The following is a 15359-nucleotide window of genomic DNA, read 5'->3' as shown; positions in this document are numbered from 1 at the left end:
ACGCCGGCAGGGTCGGCCGCGAAGACGACGAGTCGGCCGTGGCGCGGAGGCGCAGCCGACCGACACGGGTGGGGAGATAAGTCGGTGTGGGACGGTGATTCCGTCGCGGGTGACGGCTTCCCGGGCCGGCACTTTTGGCCGATGGGTGTAAATCGGATGCATGGACGACCTCGACCCGACCTCGAAGATCCCCGAGTACAAGCACAGCGCCGTCCGGGTGACGCCCTCCTGATCCGCGTGCGAGCGAGTCACGACCTCGTGCGGATTCCCACCCGTCGTCGACCGCGCCGGCCGCTTCGAAATCCTTTTCCCCTCTTCGGCCGGATTTTCCGGCAACTGAACCATGGACATCGACATCATCTCCGAGGAGGAGAACCCCATGTTGCACCGAACCGACGTCCGCTTCGAGATCGTTCACGACGAGGCCACGCCCGCCCGCCTGCAGGTCCGTGACTCGCTCGCCGCGAAGCTCGACAAGGGCGCCAACGAGGTCGTCGTGCAGGAGCTGAACACGAAGTTCGGCATGCGCAAGACGGTCGGCTACGCGAAGGTGTACGAGACCGCCGAGGACGCCGAGGACGTCGAGCAGCAGCACATGCTCGACCGCAACGCCATCGGCGTCGACGAGGACGCCGAGGCCGAAGAGGCGTAAGGTACCCGCCCCCCGAATGCGCGTTCTCGGCATCGAAGGCACCGCGTGGTGCGCGAGCGCCGCGGTGTTCGACGACGCCGGGGGTGACTTCTTCATCGAATCCGACGCGTACGAGCCCGACAGCGGCGGCATTCACCCGCGCGAGGCCGCAGAGCACATGGGTGGGGCCATCCCGCGCGTCGTCGAGACGGCGCTGAGGTACGCACGCGAGGAGTACGGCTCGGACGCGATCGACGCGGTCGCGTTCTCGCAGGGCCCCGGACTCGGCCCCTGTCTCCGTATCGTCGGAACGGCGGCGCGGGCGCTCGCACGAACGCTCGACGTTCCGCTGGTCGGCGTGAACCACATGGTGGCCCACCTGGAGATCGGCCGCTACCGCTCGGGCTTCGGCTCGCCGGTCTGCCTTAACGCCTCGGGGGCGAACGCCCACCTGCTCGGCTACCGGGACGGTCGATACCGCGTGCTGGGAGAGACGATGGACACAGGCGTCGGCAACGCACTCGACAAGTTCACCCGCCACGTCGGGTGGACCCACCCCGGCGGGCCGAAGATCGAAGCTCACGCGGCCGAGGGGAGCTACGTCGAACTCCCGTACGTGGTGAAGGGGATGGACTTCTCCTTCTCGGGGATCATGAGCGCCGCGAAGGACGCCTACGACGACGGCGTCCCCGTCGAGGACGTCTGCTTCTCGCTGCAGGAGCACACGTTCGCGATGCTCACCGAGGTCGCCGAGCGGGCGCTCTCGCTCACAGGCACGGACGAACTGGTGCTCGGGGGCGGCGTCGGCCAGAACGACCGCCTGCGCGAGATGCTCGCCGGGATGTGCGCCGACCGTGGCGCCTCGTTCTACGCGCCCGAACCGCGGTTCCTCCGCGACAACGCCGGGATGATCGCCCAGCTCGGCGCGAGGATGGCGAGTGTTGGCGATACGGTCGAGGTGGCTGACTCGGCGATCGACCCGAACTTCCGTCCGGACCAGGTGCCGGTGACCTGGCGGGACGGCGACGAGTCGGCGTCGCGGAGCGTGGCCGCGGGCGACGACCTCCGCGGTGCCGAGGCGATCGTCGAGATCGCGGGCGACGAGGTGACGAAGCGACGGCTCCCGAAGGGGTACCGTCACCCCGAACTGGACGAGACGCTGCGACGCGAGCGCACCGTGCTGGAAGCTCGGCTGCTCGCGGACGCGCGGAAACAGGGGGTGCCGACGCCGCTCGTGCGGGACGTGGACGTGGCGGAGGCGACCATCCGGATGCAGCGCGTCGGGGAGCGGGACCTCGCCGCGGCGCTCACGGAGGCCAACGTCCGGACGGTCGGCGAGTACCTCGCCCGGATCCACGCGGCCGACGTGGTCCACGGCGACCCCACGACCCGGAACGTCAGGGTGGGGGAGGAACGGGTGTTCCTCATCGACTTCGGGCTGGGTTACGGCTCCGGCCACGTCGAGGACCACGCGATGGACCTCCACGTGTTCGAGCAGTCGCTGGAGGGGACCGCCGCAGAGCCGGAGGCCCTCGTGGCGGCGTTCGAGGAGGGCTATCGGGCCGTCGGTGCGGACGAGGTGCTCGACCGGCTCCGCGGCATCGAGGGCCGCGGTCGCTACCAGTAGGGCGAACAGGCGGTCGCGGAGTGGGGACGCCGACGGGGGGACCGCGCAACCGCAGACCAGTCGGCGGCGGGATTCAGCGCACGCGGCGAGTGGTCCCGGTTTCGCACAAGAACCTTCGCGTCCGATCGTCCGGTAGCGGCCCCCTCAGACGAACCGAAGCCCCCCGTCCGCATCGAGGACCCGCCGGATCGACCCCCAGATGGAGACCAGCGTGTAGTCGCCCGTCACGCCCTCGATGGCGCTGTCGCGGGTGATCTCGAGGTCGAACCCCTCCCCGCTGGCAGAGATGACGTGCAGGGCCGAGTCGGCGTCGGGGTCGGCGACGAGTCGCGACCGGGTGTCGTCCAGACCGAGCGACGCGAGGGCGACCGCCGCGTGGGAGTTGAAGTTGCGGGGGAACATCCGACAGAGGCCGCGAACGGGCCCCTCGTACAGCACCGTCCGCTCGGTGACCGCCTCCTCGTCCCACTCGTCGGTGTAGTCGAAATCGAGGTGGGACGGTGCCTTCGTCGCCTCGATGTCGACCGACTCGAGCTCCGACCGTGCGTCGACGAGGCCGTCGACTCCCAGGAGGGCGGCGTGCGGGAGGTAGACGGCCGTCCCGTGTTCGTCGGCGAGGCGTTCGAGCCCCTCCTCCACGTCGGGGTCCACCAGGGCGGACCCGGACAGCAGCATGAGGTCGCTCGTGGGGAGGACGGCGTCCCCCAGGCCGGCGACGGCCTCCGGGGCGGCCCCCTCGACGACGAGGTCGACGGGGCGGTCCGACAGTTCGGCAAGGTCAGTCACCTGGCGGTCCGTCGGCAGGTCGTCGCGCGGCGACCGGACGTAGACGTACGCGAGTTCGAACGCCGGATCCCGCTCGACGTAGTCGGCGAGTGCCCGGCAGATCCGACCGTACCCGAGCAGTCCGATCGAGTGGGTTTGTGTCACGTTAGCATTTATCGCCCCTTCGACTTAGCCCTGGTGCCGAACGAAGCCAGCAAGGTTCCCACAGGACCGCTACGTTAACGTTCGCCGACGACAGCACTCCGGACAGTGACCGTTCAGGGCGACCCCGAGGAGCTGGTTTCCTTCGTCGCCGACCGCGGGGAGGGAACGATCAGCGTCCGGGACGAACTCGAGGAACAGCAGCTCGATCTGATCGTCCCGGACCACGACGGCCTCGAGCCGGCGTCGACGGACCTGTTCCTGTTCCCCGTCGACGACGCCGTCGGCGTGACGACCGGCCGGTTCACCGTCGGCCCCCACTCCATGGTGCACGTCCGTGACGAGTACGGCGAGCACCTCGGGGGGCTCACGTCGAACCCGCGGGAGTTCGAAGGCGGCACCTACCACCTTGAGATCGAGGGGACCCCCAAGGTCTACGTCCGCGTCTCCGGGGGCCGGTTCACGGCCGCGTACCGCTCCGCGAACCTCGACTACGCGCCCATCGACGTCACGTTCGAGTCGCCGACGCGGATCGAGATCGGCGCGCGCTCCGTCCACACCCGGCCGGAGACGACCGTCACCGTCCCGGACGAACCCGGGGCGCTGCTGGAAGCCGTTCCGTTCCTCGCGTCCTCCGTGAAGGAGTTCTCCCCCGAGCGCTCGTGGCCGACCCTCCGCGGCCACCCGCCCGCGATCGAACGCGGCGACCGGCTCCACGTTCCGAAGTCGCTCTCGAAACCCGACACCGGCGTCTCCATCGAGGTCCCGCCGACCTACGCGGACGTCTACCGCGTCGCACCCCTCGCGTTCTACCTCGGCGCCGACCTCGTCGCCGGCGACGAGCCGGCGCTCCACCTCGATAACGGCCACGTCGAGCCGCTGGAGACGCCGCGACGGTCCGTGGAGGAGCGGCTCGACGAACTGCTCGGGCGGTGTCTTCTGCTGGACTCGCTGGCCCGCATCGGCGGCTACTACTCGATGCCGCGGCACGAGTACGACGAGCTCGCGCCCGAGCTCCCGTTCTACCCCCCGAACCTCTACGACGTGTCGCTCCCCGAGCAGCTCCTCGAGTACCTCGAAGTCGAGGCCGACGTGCTCGCGCCGTACCGCCCCCAGTGGCCGTACCTCCCCACCCTCCGGCCCGACCCGACGGACGCCGAACTGCTCCCGTCGCTCCTCGACTCGCTCGTCCCGATCCGCGTCGGCGACGTGGACGGGGCGGTCTCGGTTGCGTCGGCCGGCCGTCGTGATCTGCCCCCGCCGTCCCCGGCGACGACGGCCGAGCGGGTACCCGACGGCGCGGTCCGACTCCTTCCCGACGCGTTCGAAACCGCGCTGGACCGGGCGATACCGGAGCCGAGCGACGCGCGGTTCGCCGTCGTCGTCGCGGACGAGGACCGCGCCGAGCGCCTCCGGGAGTACGTCGCGAACGCCCGCCAGTCCCGGCTCCGCGCGGCCACGGTCGACGTGGTCGTGAACCGGGGGGCCGGGACTGTCGCCCCGCTGCTCGACGACGACCCGGACTTCCTCTACTACGAACCCGCCGCCGACCGTGATCGGAGCGACACCGGTGACGCAGTCGGCGATAGCCGTCTGCTGGGGAATCTGCTGGATTCGGCGCGTTCGGGGGACCAGTGCCCGCCGGTCGTCGCCGTGGGGGCGCCAATGGAACCCGCCGACGAGACGGCGCTGGTCGGACGGGGCGCGGTCGCGGGGCTGGCCCTCGACGCGCCGCCGTCTGTCGCGGAACTCGGGCGGTTCGCGTCGCTGCTCGCGGTCGGCGGGAGCGTCGAACGTGGCGCGGCGCTCGCCGAACTGACGCCGTCGTACAGGTTCTTCGGGAAGCCGACGCACGTACTCGTCCGCCGGGAGCACGGCTTCATCCACGCGGAGATCGACGCGCGCTCGATGGCCCCAGACGAACACGAGATCGTCCGCTGGGCGCCGGTGGTCGAGACGGTTCCGATCGGGAGCGTGACGCGGATCCTGAACGAGGACCCCGAGGACGTCTTCCACCTGGTCGGAACCTCCGCGGTGCAGGCCGACGTCCACTCGACGGACGACGTCCTCGCGCTGCTCGCCGACGACGATTACGTGATGAGCCTCAACGGCGACCCGTACCACGGCGAGCGCAGAGCGACACGGGACCTCGTCCGCGATTCGGCACGGCGGACCCTGGAGAAGGCGCGGGACCGATAGTCGAAGGGGGGCCTCAGTCCTCGTCGGCCCGCGGAACGACGTTCTGGTTCAGGTGGAACAGGTTCCCCGGGTCGTACTTCGTCTTGACGTCGACCAGCCGGTCGTAGTTCTCCCCGTAGATCAGGCGAGCCGGGTCCTCGCCGAGTCCCGGGAAGTTGCCGTAGCGGCCGGAGGCCACCTGGAGTTCCTCGATCTCGGCGAAGCCCTCGCGCGCCCAGTTCACGTTCGCCTCGTCGTCCGCGGGGTCCTCCCAGTTCGCCTCGAAGTTGACCATGAACGGCTTGTCCCGGTGTCGGAACGCGGTGGCGTCCCGCGGGACGTCGGCGACGGCGCCCCCGAGTTGCCAGAGGTCGATGGTCGAGAGGGCCGACGGCGCCGACTCGTTGTACCGGAGCACGACGTCGACGACCTCGTCGGTGAGTTCCGAGAGGAAGACGGACTTCCAGTAGTATCGCATGCCGTCCGGGTAGTCCTCGTCGAGCATCCGCTGGAGGTCCTCGAACGGCATCGGGCCGCTGAGGTCGACGATCGGCGTCGCGGCCGCTCGGAGGGGCGCGAAGACGTCCGACGCCTCGTCGAGGTCGCCCCGGTACGAGCCGAGCATGGCGAGACACGGGGCGCCCCAGGAGTCCTCGGGGAAGGGGTCCAGCGCGGGGACGTGGCCGGCGAACGGGAGCACACCCGCGTTCCGCGGGGCGTCGTCGGCCCACTCGCGGAACGCGTCCAGCACCGCGCCCGCGTCGTTGGCGTCGAACCAGGGGAAGAACGCGTACACCTCGGGGCCGACCTCGTGGAGTTCGTACTCGAAGGAGGTGACGACACCGAAGTTCCCGCCGCCGCCGCGGACCGCCCAGAACAGGTCCCCGTTCCGGTCCTCGCTCGCCACCCGGACCTCCCCGTCCGCGGTCACGATCTCGACGGACGTCAGGTTGTCAGCCGCGAGCCCGTACTCGCGCGAGAGGTGGCCGTAGCCCCCGTTGAGCGTCAGGCCAGCGATGCCGGTCTCCGACACCGCGCCGAGCGCGGTCGCCAGGCCGAACAGCTGGGTCTCGTGGTCGACGTCGCCCAGCGTCGCCCCGCCCTCGGCGCGGACCCTGCGGTTCTCGGGGTCGACGTGGACGCCGTTCATCCCCGAGAGGTCGATCATCAGCCCGCCGTCCGTGGTCGCGTTCCCGGCGACGTTGTGCCCGCCGCCGTGGACGGCGACGTCCAGTCCGGTCGCGCGGGCGAACTCGACCGCGGCGACGACGTCCGCGGTCCCGGTGGGACGGGCGATGACGGCGGGCCGTCGGTCGATCATCCCGTTCCAGACCTGTCGCACCTCGTCGTACCCCTCGTCCTCGGGACGGAGGACGTCACCCCTGCTCCCCCCGCGGAGTCGCGCCAGTTCCTCGTCGATGTCGTGAGTGTAATCCGGTGATGATTGTGCCATGATATCGTCCCACAGGGATACGACTCGGACGAGCATAGAGGGTTGTTACGGCATGGTTCTCGGATGCTCTCCGCCACACGCCACCCCGGACCGCCGGACGAGGCGGTCGTTCCACCGATCCCCGTTCGCCGGCGCCCCTTCGAGCGCCACGGTTTTAGCGCGGTGATTGGTACATTCGGCCATGTCGATTCACTGTCGGCCGTTCAACGCGCGCCCCCCACGGCGAACGGACGAGTGGCTGGCGGGCCGTACCGACGGCCCGTTCGCACGCCGGGCGACGACGCCCGCCGCCACAGCCCCCGTCGAACGACCTCGTGCCGGCGACGAGCGGTCGCTTCCGTCGGGGGTCGCGGGGTAGCGGATGGTCGATCTCGTCTTCGCCGCATCCCGGATCGGGGTCGCGCTCTTCCTCGTGTTCCTGAACGGGTTCTTCGTGGCCGCGGAGTTCGCGCTCGTCCGGTTGCGCCCGGTGGCCGTCGACTCGATGGTCGAGGAGGGGCGACGGTTCTCCGGGCTCGTCCAGGAGGCCACCCGGAACCTCGACGACTACCTCGCCGTCTGCCAGCTCGGCATCACCATCTCCTCGCTCGGCCTGGGCTGGATCGGCGAACCCGCGGTCGCGGTGCTCGTCGATCCGCTGCTGGGGTCGTTCCTCCCGGAGAGCGCGGTCCACGCCGTCTCCGTCGCCGTCGGGTTCGGCATCGTCACGTTCTTCCACGTCGTCTACGGCGAACTCGCGCCGAAGACGGTCGCCATCCAGGAGGCGGAGCGGGTCGCGCTGCTGGTCGCCCCACCGATGAAGTTCTTCTACTACCTGTTCGTGCCCGGCATCATAGTGTTCAACGGGGTCGCGAACCTCTCGACGCGGCTGATCGGCGTGTCCCCGGCCTCGGAGTCGGAGGAGAGCCACACCGAGGAGGAGATCCTGTCGATGCTCTCCCAGTCGGGCGAGGCGGGCCGGGTCGACGCGGGCGAGGTGGAGATGATCGAGCGGATCTTCGACCTGGACGACACGATCGTTCGCGAGATCATGCGGCCCCGACCGGACGTGACGAGCGTTCCGTCGGACACGCCGCTGTCGGACCTGCAGTCGATGGCCATCGAGGCCGAGTACACGCGCTACCCGGTCGTCGACGACGAGGACGGCGACCAGGTGATCGGGTTCGTCGACGTGAAGGACATCCTGCGGACCAGCGAGTCCCTCGACGGGGAGACCGGCGACGTCACCGCCAACGACCTCGCCCGCGACCTGATCGTCGTCCCGGAGACGCTCACCGTCGACGAACTCCTCACCGAGTTCCAGAGCGAACACCGACAGATGGCGGCCGTGATCGACGAGTGGGGCTCGTTCGAGGGGCTCGTGACGATCGAGGATGTCGTCGAGGAGATCGTCGGCGACATCCGCGACCAGTTCGACCTGCGCGACCCCGAACCGTCGATCGAACCCCTCGAGGACGGCGACTACGCGATCGACGGGAGCGTTCCCCTCGTCGAAGTGAACGAGGCGCTGAACGCCGACTTCGAGAGCGACGGGTTCGAGACCGTCGGCGGGTTCGTCCTGAGCCAGCTCGGACGCGCCCCCGAGGTCGGCGACAGCGTCGACGTCGACGGCTACCGGCTACGCGTGGAGGACGTGGAGGGGGCGAGGGTGATGGCCGTCTCCCTGCGGGAGATCGACGAGGATGGAGACGGCGGCGCGCTCGACGACGGGGCGGACGAGTAGGCCCGGGAAACGCCCGACTGAGACGTCCCCGGCTCCCGAACGAACCCCCGTTCTAAACTGGGTAGCAACCACCGCAAGCGCGTCCCGTTCGAGAAAGCGCCCGCTACCAATCCGTCTGGGGCGGGAACGTCGAGGGGATGGACGCCGCGCAGTCACTCCACGAACTGCTGGCGGAGGGCGAGGAGCTCACCATCGTCTGCCACAACAACCCGGACCCGGACTGTCTCGCGAGCGCGCTCGCGCTGGGCCGGATCGCCGCGGACGCCGGCATCGACGAGCGGCACATCCTCTACAGCGGCAGCATCTCCCACCAGCAGAACCGCGCCTTCGTCAACCTCATCGAGGTCGAACTCCACCCGTTCGACCCCGCCGCCGTCGTGGACCGACCGGAGGGGTCGCTGCTCGCGTTCGTCGACCACTCCATCCCCGGGTCGAACAACGAGGTGCCGGAGGGGACGCCGGTCGACGTCGTCGTCGACCACCACTCGGCGGAGGGGATCCGCGCCCGGTTCGTTGACAACCGCGAGAGCGTGGGCGCGACGGCGACGATCCTCACCGGGTACCTCAGCGACCTCGACATCGAGATCGACGCCATCCTCGCGACGGCGCTCCTGTTCGCGATCCGGCGCGAGACGCTGGGCTTCCTCCGGGGGGCCACGCACGACGAGTACACCGCCGCGGGGACGCTACACGACCACGCCGACCACGACCTGCTCAGGCGGCTCGTCAACCCATCGGTGAGCGGCGCCACCGTCGACGCCATCGCCGACGCCATCGAGAACCGGACCGTCCGCGGGTCGGTGCTCATCTCGCACGTCGGCCGGACGACCGAACGCGACGCCCTGCCGCAGGCCGCGGACTACCTCGCGAGCCTGGAGGGCGTCGAGACGACGGTCGTCTTCGGCATCATCGACGGGACGATCCAGCTCAGCGCCCGCTCGACGGACGCGCGGATCCACATCGGCGACACGCTCGGCATGATCTTCGACGACGTGGGCAGCGCCGGCGGCCACCGGGAGATGGCGGGCGGCGAGATCCCGCTCGGGCTGTTCGCCGACTACGGCGACGACCGGGACCGACTCATCGACATCGTGGAGGAGATCATCACGACCCGGCTCGTCGACGGGCTCAACCTCCGGGACGATAGCGGAAACGGCGCCGCCAACGACGAGAGGGGAACGTCGTCCGGCCGGACGTGACGTCTGTCGACCGCCGTCACTCAGGGCGACGCCTCGTCGACACGGGAGGTCGCGTCCGCACGGAGCTGCGTGAACGCCTCCGCGAGCACGCCGAGCGTGAGGAACGACACGAGGTAGCTCACGGCCGACGTGACGAGCTGACCGGCCGGGTTCGCCGGGCCGGCGAGCGCGGTCACGGCGAGGTTGAACGCAGCCGATCCCAGCCCGACGACGACGAACAGCACGAGGAGGAGGACGAACAGCCGGATCCAGTTTCCGCGGGTGAGCCGCCAGCTCTCCCGGAGCGCCGTGACGGCGTTCTCGTCCTCGACGGCGACGAAGAACGGCGCGAACACGAGCGCGACGTAGGCGATGATCCCTGGGACGATCAGCAGGATCGTCCCCACGAACACGGCGAGGCCGACGAGGATGCCGGCCACGAACGAGTTCACGAGCACCCAGCCGATCCGGCGCGTGAGGAACTCGCGCGGGATCCCGTCCGCGAGGCCGCTGACGAACGTGCGGACGGCGACGACGTTGAGCCAGGCGAAGACGAGCAGGAGGAGGACGCCGAGCACCGCGAGCACGGACATCGGCAGGGCGACCGTCGGCATGCTGGTCGCAACGGTGTCCGCGTCCAGGCCCGTCCCGCCCAGCCAATGGACGAACAGGGAGTTGAACGCGACCGTCCACGGGAGGCCGACGGCGAGCGCCGCGACGACGAGGACGAGGCCGTTTCGCGTGAGGACGCGACCGATTCCGCCGGAGAGCGAGGAACCAACTCTGAGGGTCACGGCCGCCAGTGCTCAGGTCAACCACTTAACAGGGCTGGTCCGGTCCCGCACCGAACCGGCACGAGGAAAACACCAATACGAACGGTGCTCCGATCGTTCACCGACGGCCACCACGAACCGTCCTGAACGGCTCGTCGCCGACGAACTCCGCGACTGGTGCGGGAACGACCCCGGCCGAACCTGGTGACGTAACGTACTCCGACTGACCCCCCTCGGACCGACGACCACATCCGAATCAACCACCCATGACGAACTCCACCGACCCGGACTCGGACACCGATGCTACCGCCGACACGATCCGAATCGCCTTCATGTGCGTCCGCAACGCGGGGCGGTCCCAGATGGCCACGGCGTTCGCCGAACGCGAGCGCGAGCGCCGCGGGCTGACCGGCCGCGTCGAACTGCTCACCGGCGGAACCGCCCCGGCCGAACACGTCCACGAGGAGGTCGTCGAGGTGATGCGGGAGGAGGGGTTCGACCTCTCCGACCGGACGCCGAGGGCCATCACGATCGAGGAACTGCGCTCGTGCGACTACGTGGCGACGATGGGCTGTTCCACGCTCGACGTCGGGGAGGTCGGCGAGGACGTCGACGTCCGCGACTGGGCGCTGACGGATCCCGACGGGCAGGAACTGGAGGACGTACGCGAGATACGGGACGAGATCGAGGGGCGCGTCGCCGACCTCTTCGACGAGATCGAGCGCTCGTAACCCGCCGTCCCGGCTCCCATCCGTCCCTTTCGATACGCCGCGCGCAGGATACTATCCCTGTATCGACATTTCGGGACGCCTCTGTAGCTCTCCTACCCGGTAGGGATGTAGCTGTTGTGAGCAGTGCTCCCCTCTACCTCCCGATACCACTATTATAAACGAGTTTACTATTACGCCGGGACGTGTCACCCGATGGTAGACGACCGATCGGACGCGTCCGACCTTGCATCGCGACGGAACTTCCTCCTCGCCTCCGGGGCCGCGGGGGTCACGGCCCTCGCTGGCTGTACCACGGGAAGCGGCGATTCCGACGGCAACGGCGGTAATGGTGGCAACGGCGGCAACGGAGATAACGGGGGGTCGAACGGCGGCAACGGCGGGGGAGACGGGCTCTCCGGCCAGGTCGTGATCACCGGCAGCAGTACCGTCTTCCCGGTCTCGGACGCGATGGCGGAGCGGTTCATGGAGGACCACCCCGAGGTGAACGTCACGGTGGACTCGACGGGGAGCGGCGGCGGGTTCGAGAACCACTTCTGTCCGGGCAACTCCGACATCAACGGCGCGTCCCGGCCGATCAAGGACGGGGAGGTCGAGCATTGCCGGAGCAACGACGTCGAACCGGTCGAGTTCCGCATCGCCGGCGACGCGCTCACGGTGGCTGTCAACAACGACGCCGACTGGGTCGACAGCATGACGTTCGACGAGCTGTCCCGGATCTGGCGCGCCGACGGCGCGCAGAAGTGGTCGGACGTCCGCGACGACTGGCCCGACGAGGAGTTCGAACTGTTCGGCCCGGCCTCCACCTCCGGCACGTACGACTGGTTCAACGCGAACGTCGTCGGCGAGGAGTACGACCACACCGCCCAGCACGAGCCCACCGAGGAGGACAACCTCATCGTCCAGGGGATCCAGGACTCCCAGTACGCGATGGGCTACTTCGGCTTCGCGTACTACAAGGAGAACTCCGACGCGGTCAAAGCGGTCGAGATCGAGAAGGAGAAGGGCGACGGGCCCTCCGAGCCGAGCCTCGCGAACGCGAAGGACGGCTCCTACCCGATGGCCCGGCCGCTGTTCATCTACCCCAGCGAGAGCGCCATCCGGCGCGAGACCGTGTACGAGTTCCTCTCGTTCTACCTGGAGCGCGCCGAGACGGACATGGTCTCCGAGATCGGGTACGTCCCCTCCAGCACGGAACTCCGCGACGAGAACCTTAGCAAGCTCGACGACGTCGCGGGGAACTAGTCGGGCGAAACCGCCCGAACTTGTCTCCCGAACTCGACTCACTTCGATGAGCAACGATTCACATCGGCTGCAACTCTCCGGCGGGCGACGACGCCGCGCGACCCGGGAGCGGCTGTACCACTGGTTGCTGTTCCTGAGCGCCTCGCTGTCGGTGATCGTGACCGCGAGCATCGTCCTGGCGCTGGCCGTCGACGCCGTGCAGTTCTTCGGCATGGTCGGCCCCGTCGAGTTCTTCACGGGGACCGAGTGGGTGACGGCCCGTGACCAGTTCGGCGTGCTCCCGCTCGTGACGGGCACGCTGCTCGTGACCGCCGTCGCGGCGCTCGTCGCCGTTCCGGTCGGCGTGGGCGCGGCCATCTACCTCAGCGAGTACGCGAGCGGCCGCGCCCGGTCGGTACTGAAGCCCGGCCTGGAGATCCTCGCCGGCATCCCGACGGTCGTGTACGGCTACCTCGCGCTCGTCTACCTGACGCCGTTCCTCCGCACGCTCGGGCTCGAACTCGGGACGTTCAACGTGTTGAGCGCGTCGATCATGGTCGGCATCATGATCGTCCCGATGGTGTCGAGCCTGAGCGAGGACGCCATGAGCGCGGTGCCCGACTCGCTGCGGGAGGGTGGGTACGCCCTCGGTGCGACGAAGTACGAGGTCTCGACCGGCGTGGTTGTGCCGGCGGCCCTCTCGGGCATCTTCGCCTCGTTCATCCTCGCGCTCTCGCGGGCGATCGGCGAGACGATGATCGTCGTCATGGCGATGGGGCTGCGGCCCCGGATGTTCGATCTCGCCGATCCGCTCGGGAGCCTCTCCGAGTCGGGCCAGACGATGACCTCGGCGATGGTGCAGGCCGTCACCAGCGACGTCTCCGCGGCGTCGCCGACGTACAAGAGCATGTTCGCGCTCGGACTGACGCTGTTCGCGATTACCTTCCTGATGAACTACCTGAGCAACGCGATCGCCTCGCGGTACCGGGAGGAGTACCAGTGACGCTCTCTCCGCCGATGACCGACCTCGACGACCCGGCGCCGACCGGCGACGGCACGCCACCGATCGGCGACGGCGTATCGGCCGTCGGCGACGCGACGACCGGCACGTCGACGAGTGAGGGGTCCGGCCGATGAGCGACGAGACGTCCTCGCGGTCCTCGGACCGGAACCCGCTCACGGGGGAGCACGCGGTGAGCCGCCTCCGCGGTCGGGTCTTCGAGGCGGTGACGTTCGGGGCGACCGCCTTCGGCATCGTCACCGTCACGTTCCTGCTGGCGTACGTGTTCAACGACGCCCTGCGACCGCTCACCGCCGACGCCGGCTGGTACCTGGTGTTCCTCGGTGTCCTCGTCGTCCCGACGCTCGCGCTCGTGGGCTACTACTACCTCCGGGACCCGGCTGCCGGGGAGGTAGCGCTGGCTGCGACCGGGATCCCGGTGGTCGGGCTGCTCGTCGGGGGCGGGCTCGTCGTCCTCTTCGTCGAGATCGTGACCCCGGTCCAGTGGTTCGGGACCCTGCTCGTCCTCCTTCTCGCTGCGGCGGTCGTCCTGGCTCACCGTCGTCTCAGGCCGGACGCGGCCGTCGAGAGACTCGCAGTGACGCTCCTCGCGCCGCTCCTCGCCGTCGTCGGCGTCCCCGCGGTCGCAGTCGACTGGACGGCCCGAACCCCGCTGACCGGGACGGAACTGTTCACCGTCGCGTTCTCGACGCCGGAACTCCTGTCGAGCGTCCCCGAACTGTTCGGCGCGCTGCCGATCCGTCCGGTCGGCTGGGTGCTCCTCGTCGCGTCGGTGACCGTTCCCACCGCGTTCCTGTTCGGCCGGATCGTCGCACACCGGCGCGAGGACGACCGCGGCGTGTGGGAGACGATCGCCGCGTCGGTCGTCGTGGTCTCCGCTGGCGTCTTCCTCGCCCCCCTCGTCGGGCTGAACGCGGAGAACTGGGTCGTCCTCGCCTCGGTCACGGTGATCCCGACGGGCACCTACCTGGAGGGCGTCCTCAGGCGCCGCGAGGGGACCAGCGGCCTCGCCTTCCCGGTCGTGCTCGTCGCGGGCGGCCTGCTCGGGACGACTCTCGTGGGAGCCCTCGGGTTCGCCGGCCCCGAGGCCTGGCTCGACTGGGGCTTCCTCACAAGCCCGACCTCGCGGGACCCCGAACGGGCCGGGATCTACCCGCCGCTCGTCGGCTCGGTCATGATGCTCGTCGTCATCGTCGTCTCGGCGTTCCCGGTCGGGGTCGCCGCGGCGGTGTATCTGGAGGAGTACGCGCCCGACGGCGGGATTGCCGGCAGGCTGGTCGACCTCATCGAGATCAACATCGGCAACCTCGCCGGCGTTCCGTCCGTCGTGTACGGGCTGCTCGGACTCGCGCTGTTCATCAAGGGGATGGACCTGCAGTCCGGCATCGTCGTCGTCGGCGGGCTCACGGTCGGCCTGCTTGTCCTCCCGATCATCATCATCTCGGCACAGGAGTCGATCCGCGCCGTCCCCGACTCGCAGTGTCGCGCCTCCTACGGGATGGGCGCCACGCGGTGGCAGACCACCCGGAACGTCGTGCTCCCGCGGGCGCTCCCCGGCATCCTGACCGGGACGATCCTGGCGCTCGGTCGCGCCATCGGCGAGACGGCGCCGCTGTTGATGATCGGCGCGGCCTCGAGCGTGCGGCTCGCGCCCGACGGCTTCTTCGACAAGTTCAGCGCGATGCCGCGCCAGATCTTCGCGTGGTCCTCGGAGTTCGACGCGGACTTCCGCTTCGGCGTGCTGGCGGCCGGCGTCGTCACGCTGCTCGTGGTCCTGCTCGTGATGAACGGGACGGCGATCCTCGTCCGGAACAGGTACCAGCGGGGGCGATGACCGTGTCGGAGAACACCTCCGGCCTTGCGGACTTCGAGGTCGCCCGGGCCGGAGGTCAGCAC

At 69.4% G+C, this 15359-nt stretch carries 14 protein-coding genes; 11 read left to right on the top strand and 3 right to left on the bottom strand.

Annotated elements, in window-relative coordinates:
• Positions 1 to 343 precede the first annotated feature (343 nt).
• Complete coding sequence (locus tag HUG10_RS10890; RefSeq protein ID WP_179169604.1) at positions 344 to 652, top strand: 30S ribosomal protein S24e; 309 nt, start codon at positions 344 to 346, stop codon at positions 650 to 652.
• A 16-nt stretch (positions 653 to 668) separates the two neighbouring features.
• Positions 669 to 2258: a bifunctional N(6)-L-threonylcarbamoyladenine synthase/serine/threonine protein kinase gene (locus HUG10_RS10885; RefSeq protein ID WP_179169603.1), complete on the top strand. Its 1590-nt coding sequence runs from the start codon at positions 669 to 671 to the stop codon at positions 2256 to 2258.
• Positions 2259 to 2402: 144 nt separating this feature from the next.
• Here HUG10_RS10885 and HUG10_RS10880 read toward each other — a convergent pair whose 3' ends face one another.
• Complete coding sequence (locus tag HUG10_RS10880; RefSeq protein ID WP_179169602.1) at positions 2403 to 3188, bottom strand: aspartate dehydrogenase domain-containing protein; 786 nt, start codon at positions 3186 to 3188, stop codon at positions 2403 to 2405.
• Between the two features lie 105 nt (positions 3189 to 3293).
• On the opposite strand from HUG10_RS10880, the gene HUG10_RS10875 reads away from it, so the two are divergent.
• A complete protein-coding gene (locus HUG10_RS10875) occupies positions 3294 to 5384 on the top strand; it encodes a hypothetical protein (protein ID WP_179169601.1) in 2091 nt (696 codons plus the stop codon).
• 13 nt (positions 5385 to 5397) lie between these two features.
• Here HUG10_RS10875 and HUG10_RS10870 read toward each other — a convergent pair whose 3' ends face one another.
• Positions 5398 to 6816, bottom strand: coding sequence for an FAD-binding oxidoreductase (locus HUG10_RS10870; RefSeq protein WP_179169600.1), 1419 nt, complete (start codon positions 6814 to 6816; stop codon positions 5398 to 5400).
• A 181-nt stretch (positions 6817 to 6997) separates the two neighbouring features.
• Between HUG10_RS10870 and HUG10_RS10865 the strand changes: the two genes are divergently transcribed.
• The 3 genes from HUG10_RS10865 (at position 6998) to HUG10_RS10855 (ending at position 9738) form a co-directional block, all read left to right on the top strand.
• Positions 6998 to 7174 (top strand): hypothetical protein, encoded by a 177-nt coding sequence (locus HUG10_RS10865; protein WP_179169599.1) that lies wholly within the window; start codon positions 6998 to 7000, stop codon positions 7172 to 7174.
• 3 nt (positions 7175 to 7177) lie between these two features.
• Positions 7178 to 8539: a hemolysin family protein gene (locus HUG10_RS10860; protein WP_179169598.1), complete on the top strand. Its 1362-nt coding sequence runs from the start codon at positions 7178 to 7180 to the stop codon at positions 8537 to 8539.
• A 137-nt stretch (positions 8540 to 8676) separates the two neighbouring features.
• Entirely contained in the window at positions 8677 to 9738 is a 1062-nt protein-coding gene (locus HUG10_RS10855; protein ID WP_179169597.1) for a DHH family phosphoesterase, read from the top strand.
• Between the two features lie 20 nt (positions 9739 to 9758).
• Here the strand turns inward: HUG10_RS10855 and HUG10_RS10850 are convergent, their stop codons facing one another.
• Complete coding sequence (locus tag HUG10_RS10850; RefSeq protein WP_179169596.1) at positions 9759 to 10511, bottom strand: hypothetical protein; 753 nt, start codon at positions 10509 to 10511, stop codon at positions 9759 to 9761.
• Positions 10512 to 10756: 245 nt separating this feature from the next.
• Here HUG10_RS10850 and HUG10_RS10845 point away from each other — a divergent pair, with 245 nt between their 5' ends.
• From HUG10_RS10845 to pstA, 5 genes are all read left to right on the top strand, one after another.
• Positions 10757 to 11221 carry an arsenate reductase/protein-tyrosine-phosphatase family protein gene (locus HUG10_RS10845; protein ID WP_179169595.1) on the top strand — a complete coding sequence of 155 codons (465 nt, stop codon included), beginning with the start codon at positions 10757 to 10759 and terminating at the stop codon, positions 11219 to 11221.
• Between the two features lie 192 nt (positions 11222 to 11413).
• A complete protein-coding gene (locus tag HUG10_RS10840; protein WP_179169594.1) occupies positions 11414 to 12463 on the top strand; it encodes a phosphate ABC transporter substrate-binding protein PstS family protein in 1050 nt (349 codons plus the stop codon).
• Positions 12464 to 12509: 46 nt separating this feature from the next.
• On the top strand, positions 12510 to 13445 hold the full coding sequence (pstC, locus tag HUG10_RS10835) for a phosphate ABC transporter permease subunit PstC (RefSeq protein WP_179169593.1): 936 nt from the start codon (positions 12510 to 12512) through the stop codon (positions 13443 to 13445).
• Positions 13442 to 13579 carry a hypothetical protein gene (locus HUG10_RS10830; RefSeq protein WP_179169592.1) on the top strand — a complete coding sequence of 46 codons (138 nt, stop codon included), beginning with the start codon at positions 13442 to 13444 and terminating at the stop codon, positions 13577 to 13579. Before pstC ends, HUG10_RS10830 begins: the two co-directional genes overlap by 4 nt.
• Positions 13576 to 15297, top strand: a complete 1722-nt coding sequence (pstA, locus tag HUG10_RS10825) for a phosphate ABC transporter permease PstA (protein WP_179169591.1) — start codon at positions 13576 to 13578, stop codon at positions 15295 to 15297. Before HUG10_RS10830 ends, pstA begins: the two co-directional genes overlap by 4 nt.
• Positions 15298 to 15359 lie beyond the last annotated feature (62 nt).

The sequence above is a fragment of the Halorarum halophilum genome (genome assembly GCF_013401515.1).
GTDB classification, from domain to species: domain Archaea; phylum Halobacteriota; class Halobacteria; order Halobacteriales; family Haloferacaceae; genus Halorarum; species Halorarum halophilum.
Note: the sequence above shows the minus strand (reverse complement) of the source record. Positions and strands in the feature narration are given on the sequence as shown.

Bases quoted from the DNA above. Each gene is read 5' to 3' on its own strand.
- HUG10_RS10890 (WP_179169604.1), top strand. From the start codon at position 344: ATGGACATCGACATCATCTCCGAGGAGGAGAACCCCATGTTGCACCGA.
- HUG10_RS10885 (WP_179169603.1), top strand. From the start codon at position 669: ATGCGCGTTCTCGGCATCGAAGGCACCGCGTGGTGCGCGAGCGCCGCG.
- HUG10_RS10870 (WP_179169600.1), bottom strand. From the start codon at position 6,816: ATGGCACAATCATCACCGGATTACACTCACGACATCGACGAGGAACTG.
- HUG10_RS10865 (WP_179169599.1), top strand. From the start codon at position 6,998: ATGTCGATTCACTGTCGGCCGTTCAACGCGCGCCCCCCACGGCGAACG.
- HUG10_RS10860 (WP_179169598.1), top strand. From the start codon at position 7,178: ATGGTCGATCTCGTCTTCGCCGCATCCCGGATCGGGGTCGCGCTCTTC.
- HUG10_RS10855 (WP_179169597.1), top strand. From the start codon at position 8,677: ATGGACGCCGCGCAGTCACTCCACGAACTGCTGGCGGAGGGCGAGGAG.
- HUG10_RS10845 (WP_179169595.1), top strand. From the start codon at position 10,757: ATGACGAACTCCACCGACCCGGACTCGGACACCGATGCTACCGCCGAC.
- HUG10_RS10840 (WP_179169594.1), top strand. From the start codon at position 11,414: ATGGTAGACGACCGATCGGACGCGTCCGACCTTGCATCGCGACGGAAC.
- pstC (WP_179169593.1), top strand. From the start codon at position 12,510: ATGAGCAACGATTCACATCGGCTGCAACTCTCCGGCGGGCGACGACGC.
- pstA (WP_179169591.1), top strand. From the start codon at position 13,576: ATGAGCGACGAGACGTCCTCGCGGTCCTCGGACCGGAACCCGCTCACG.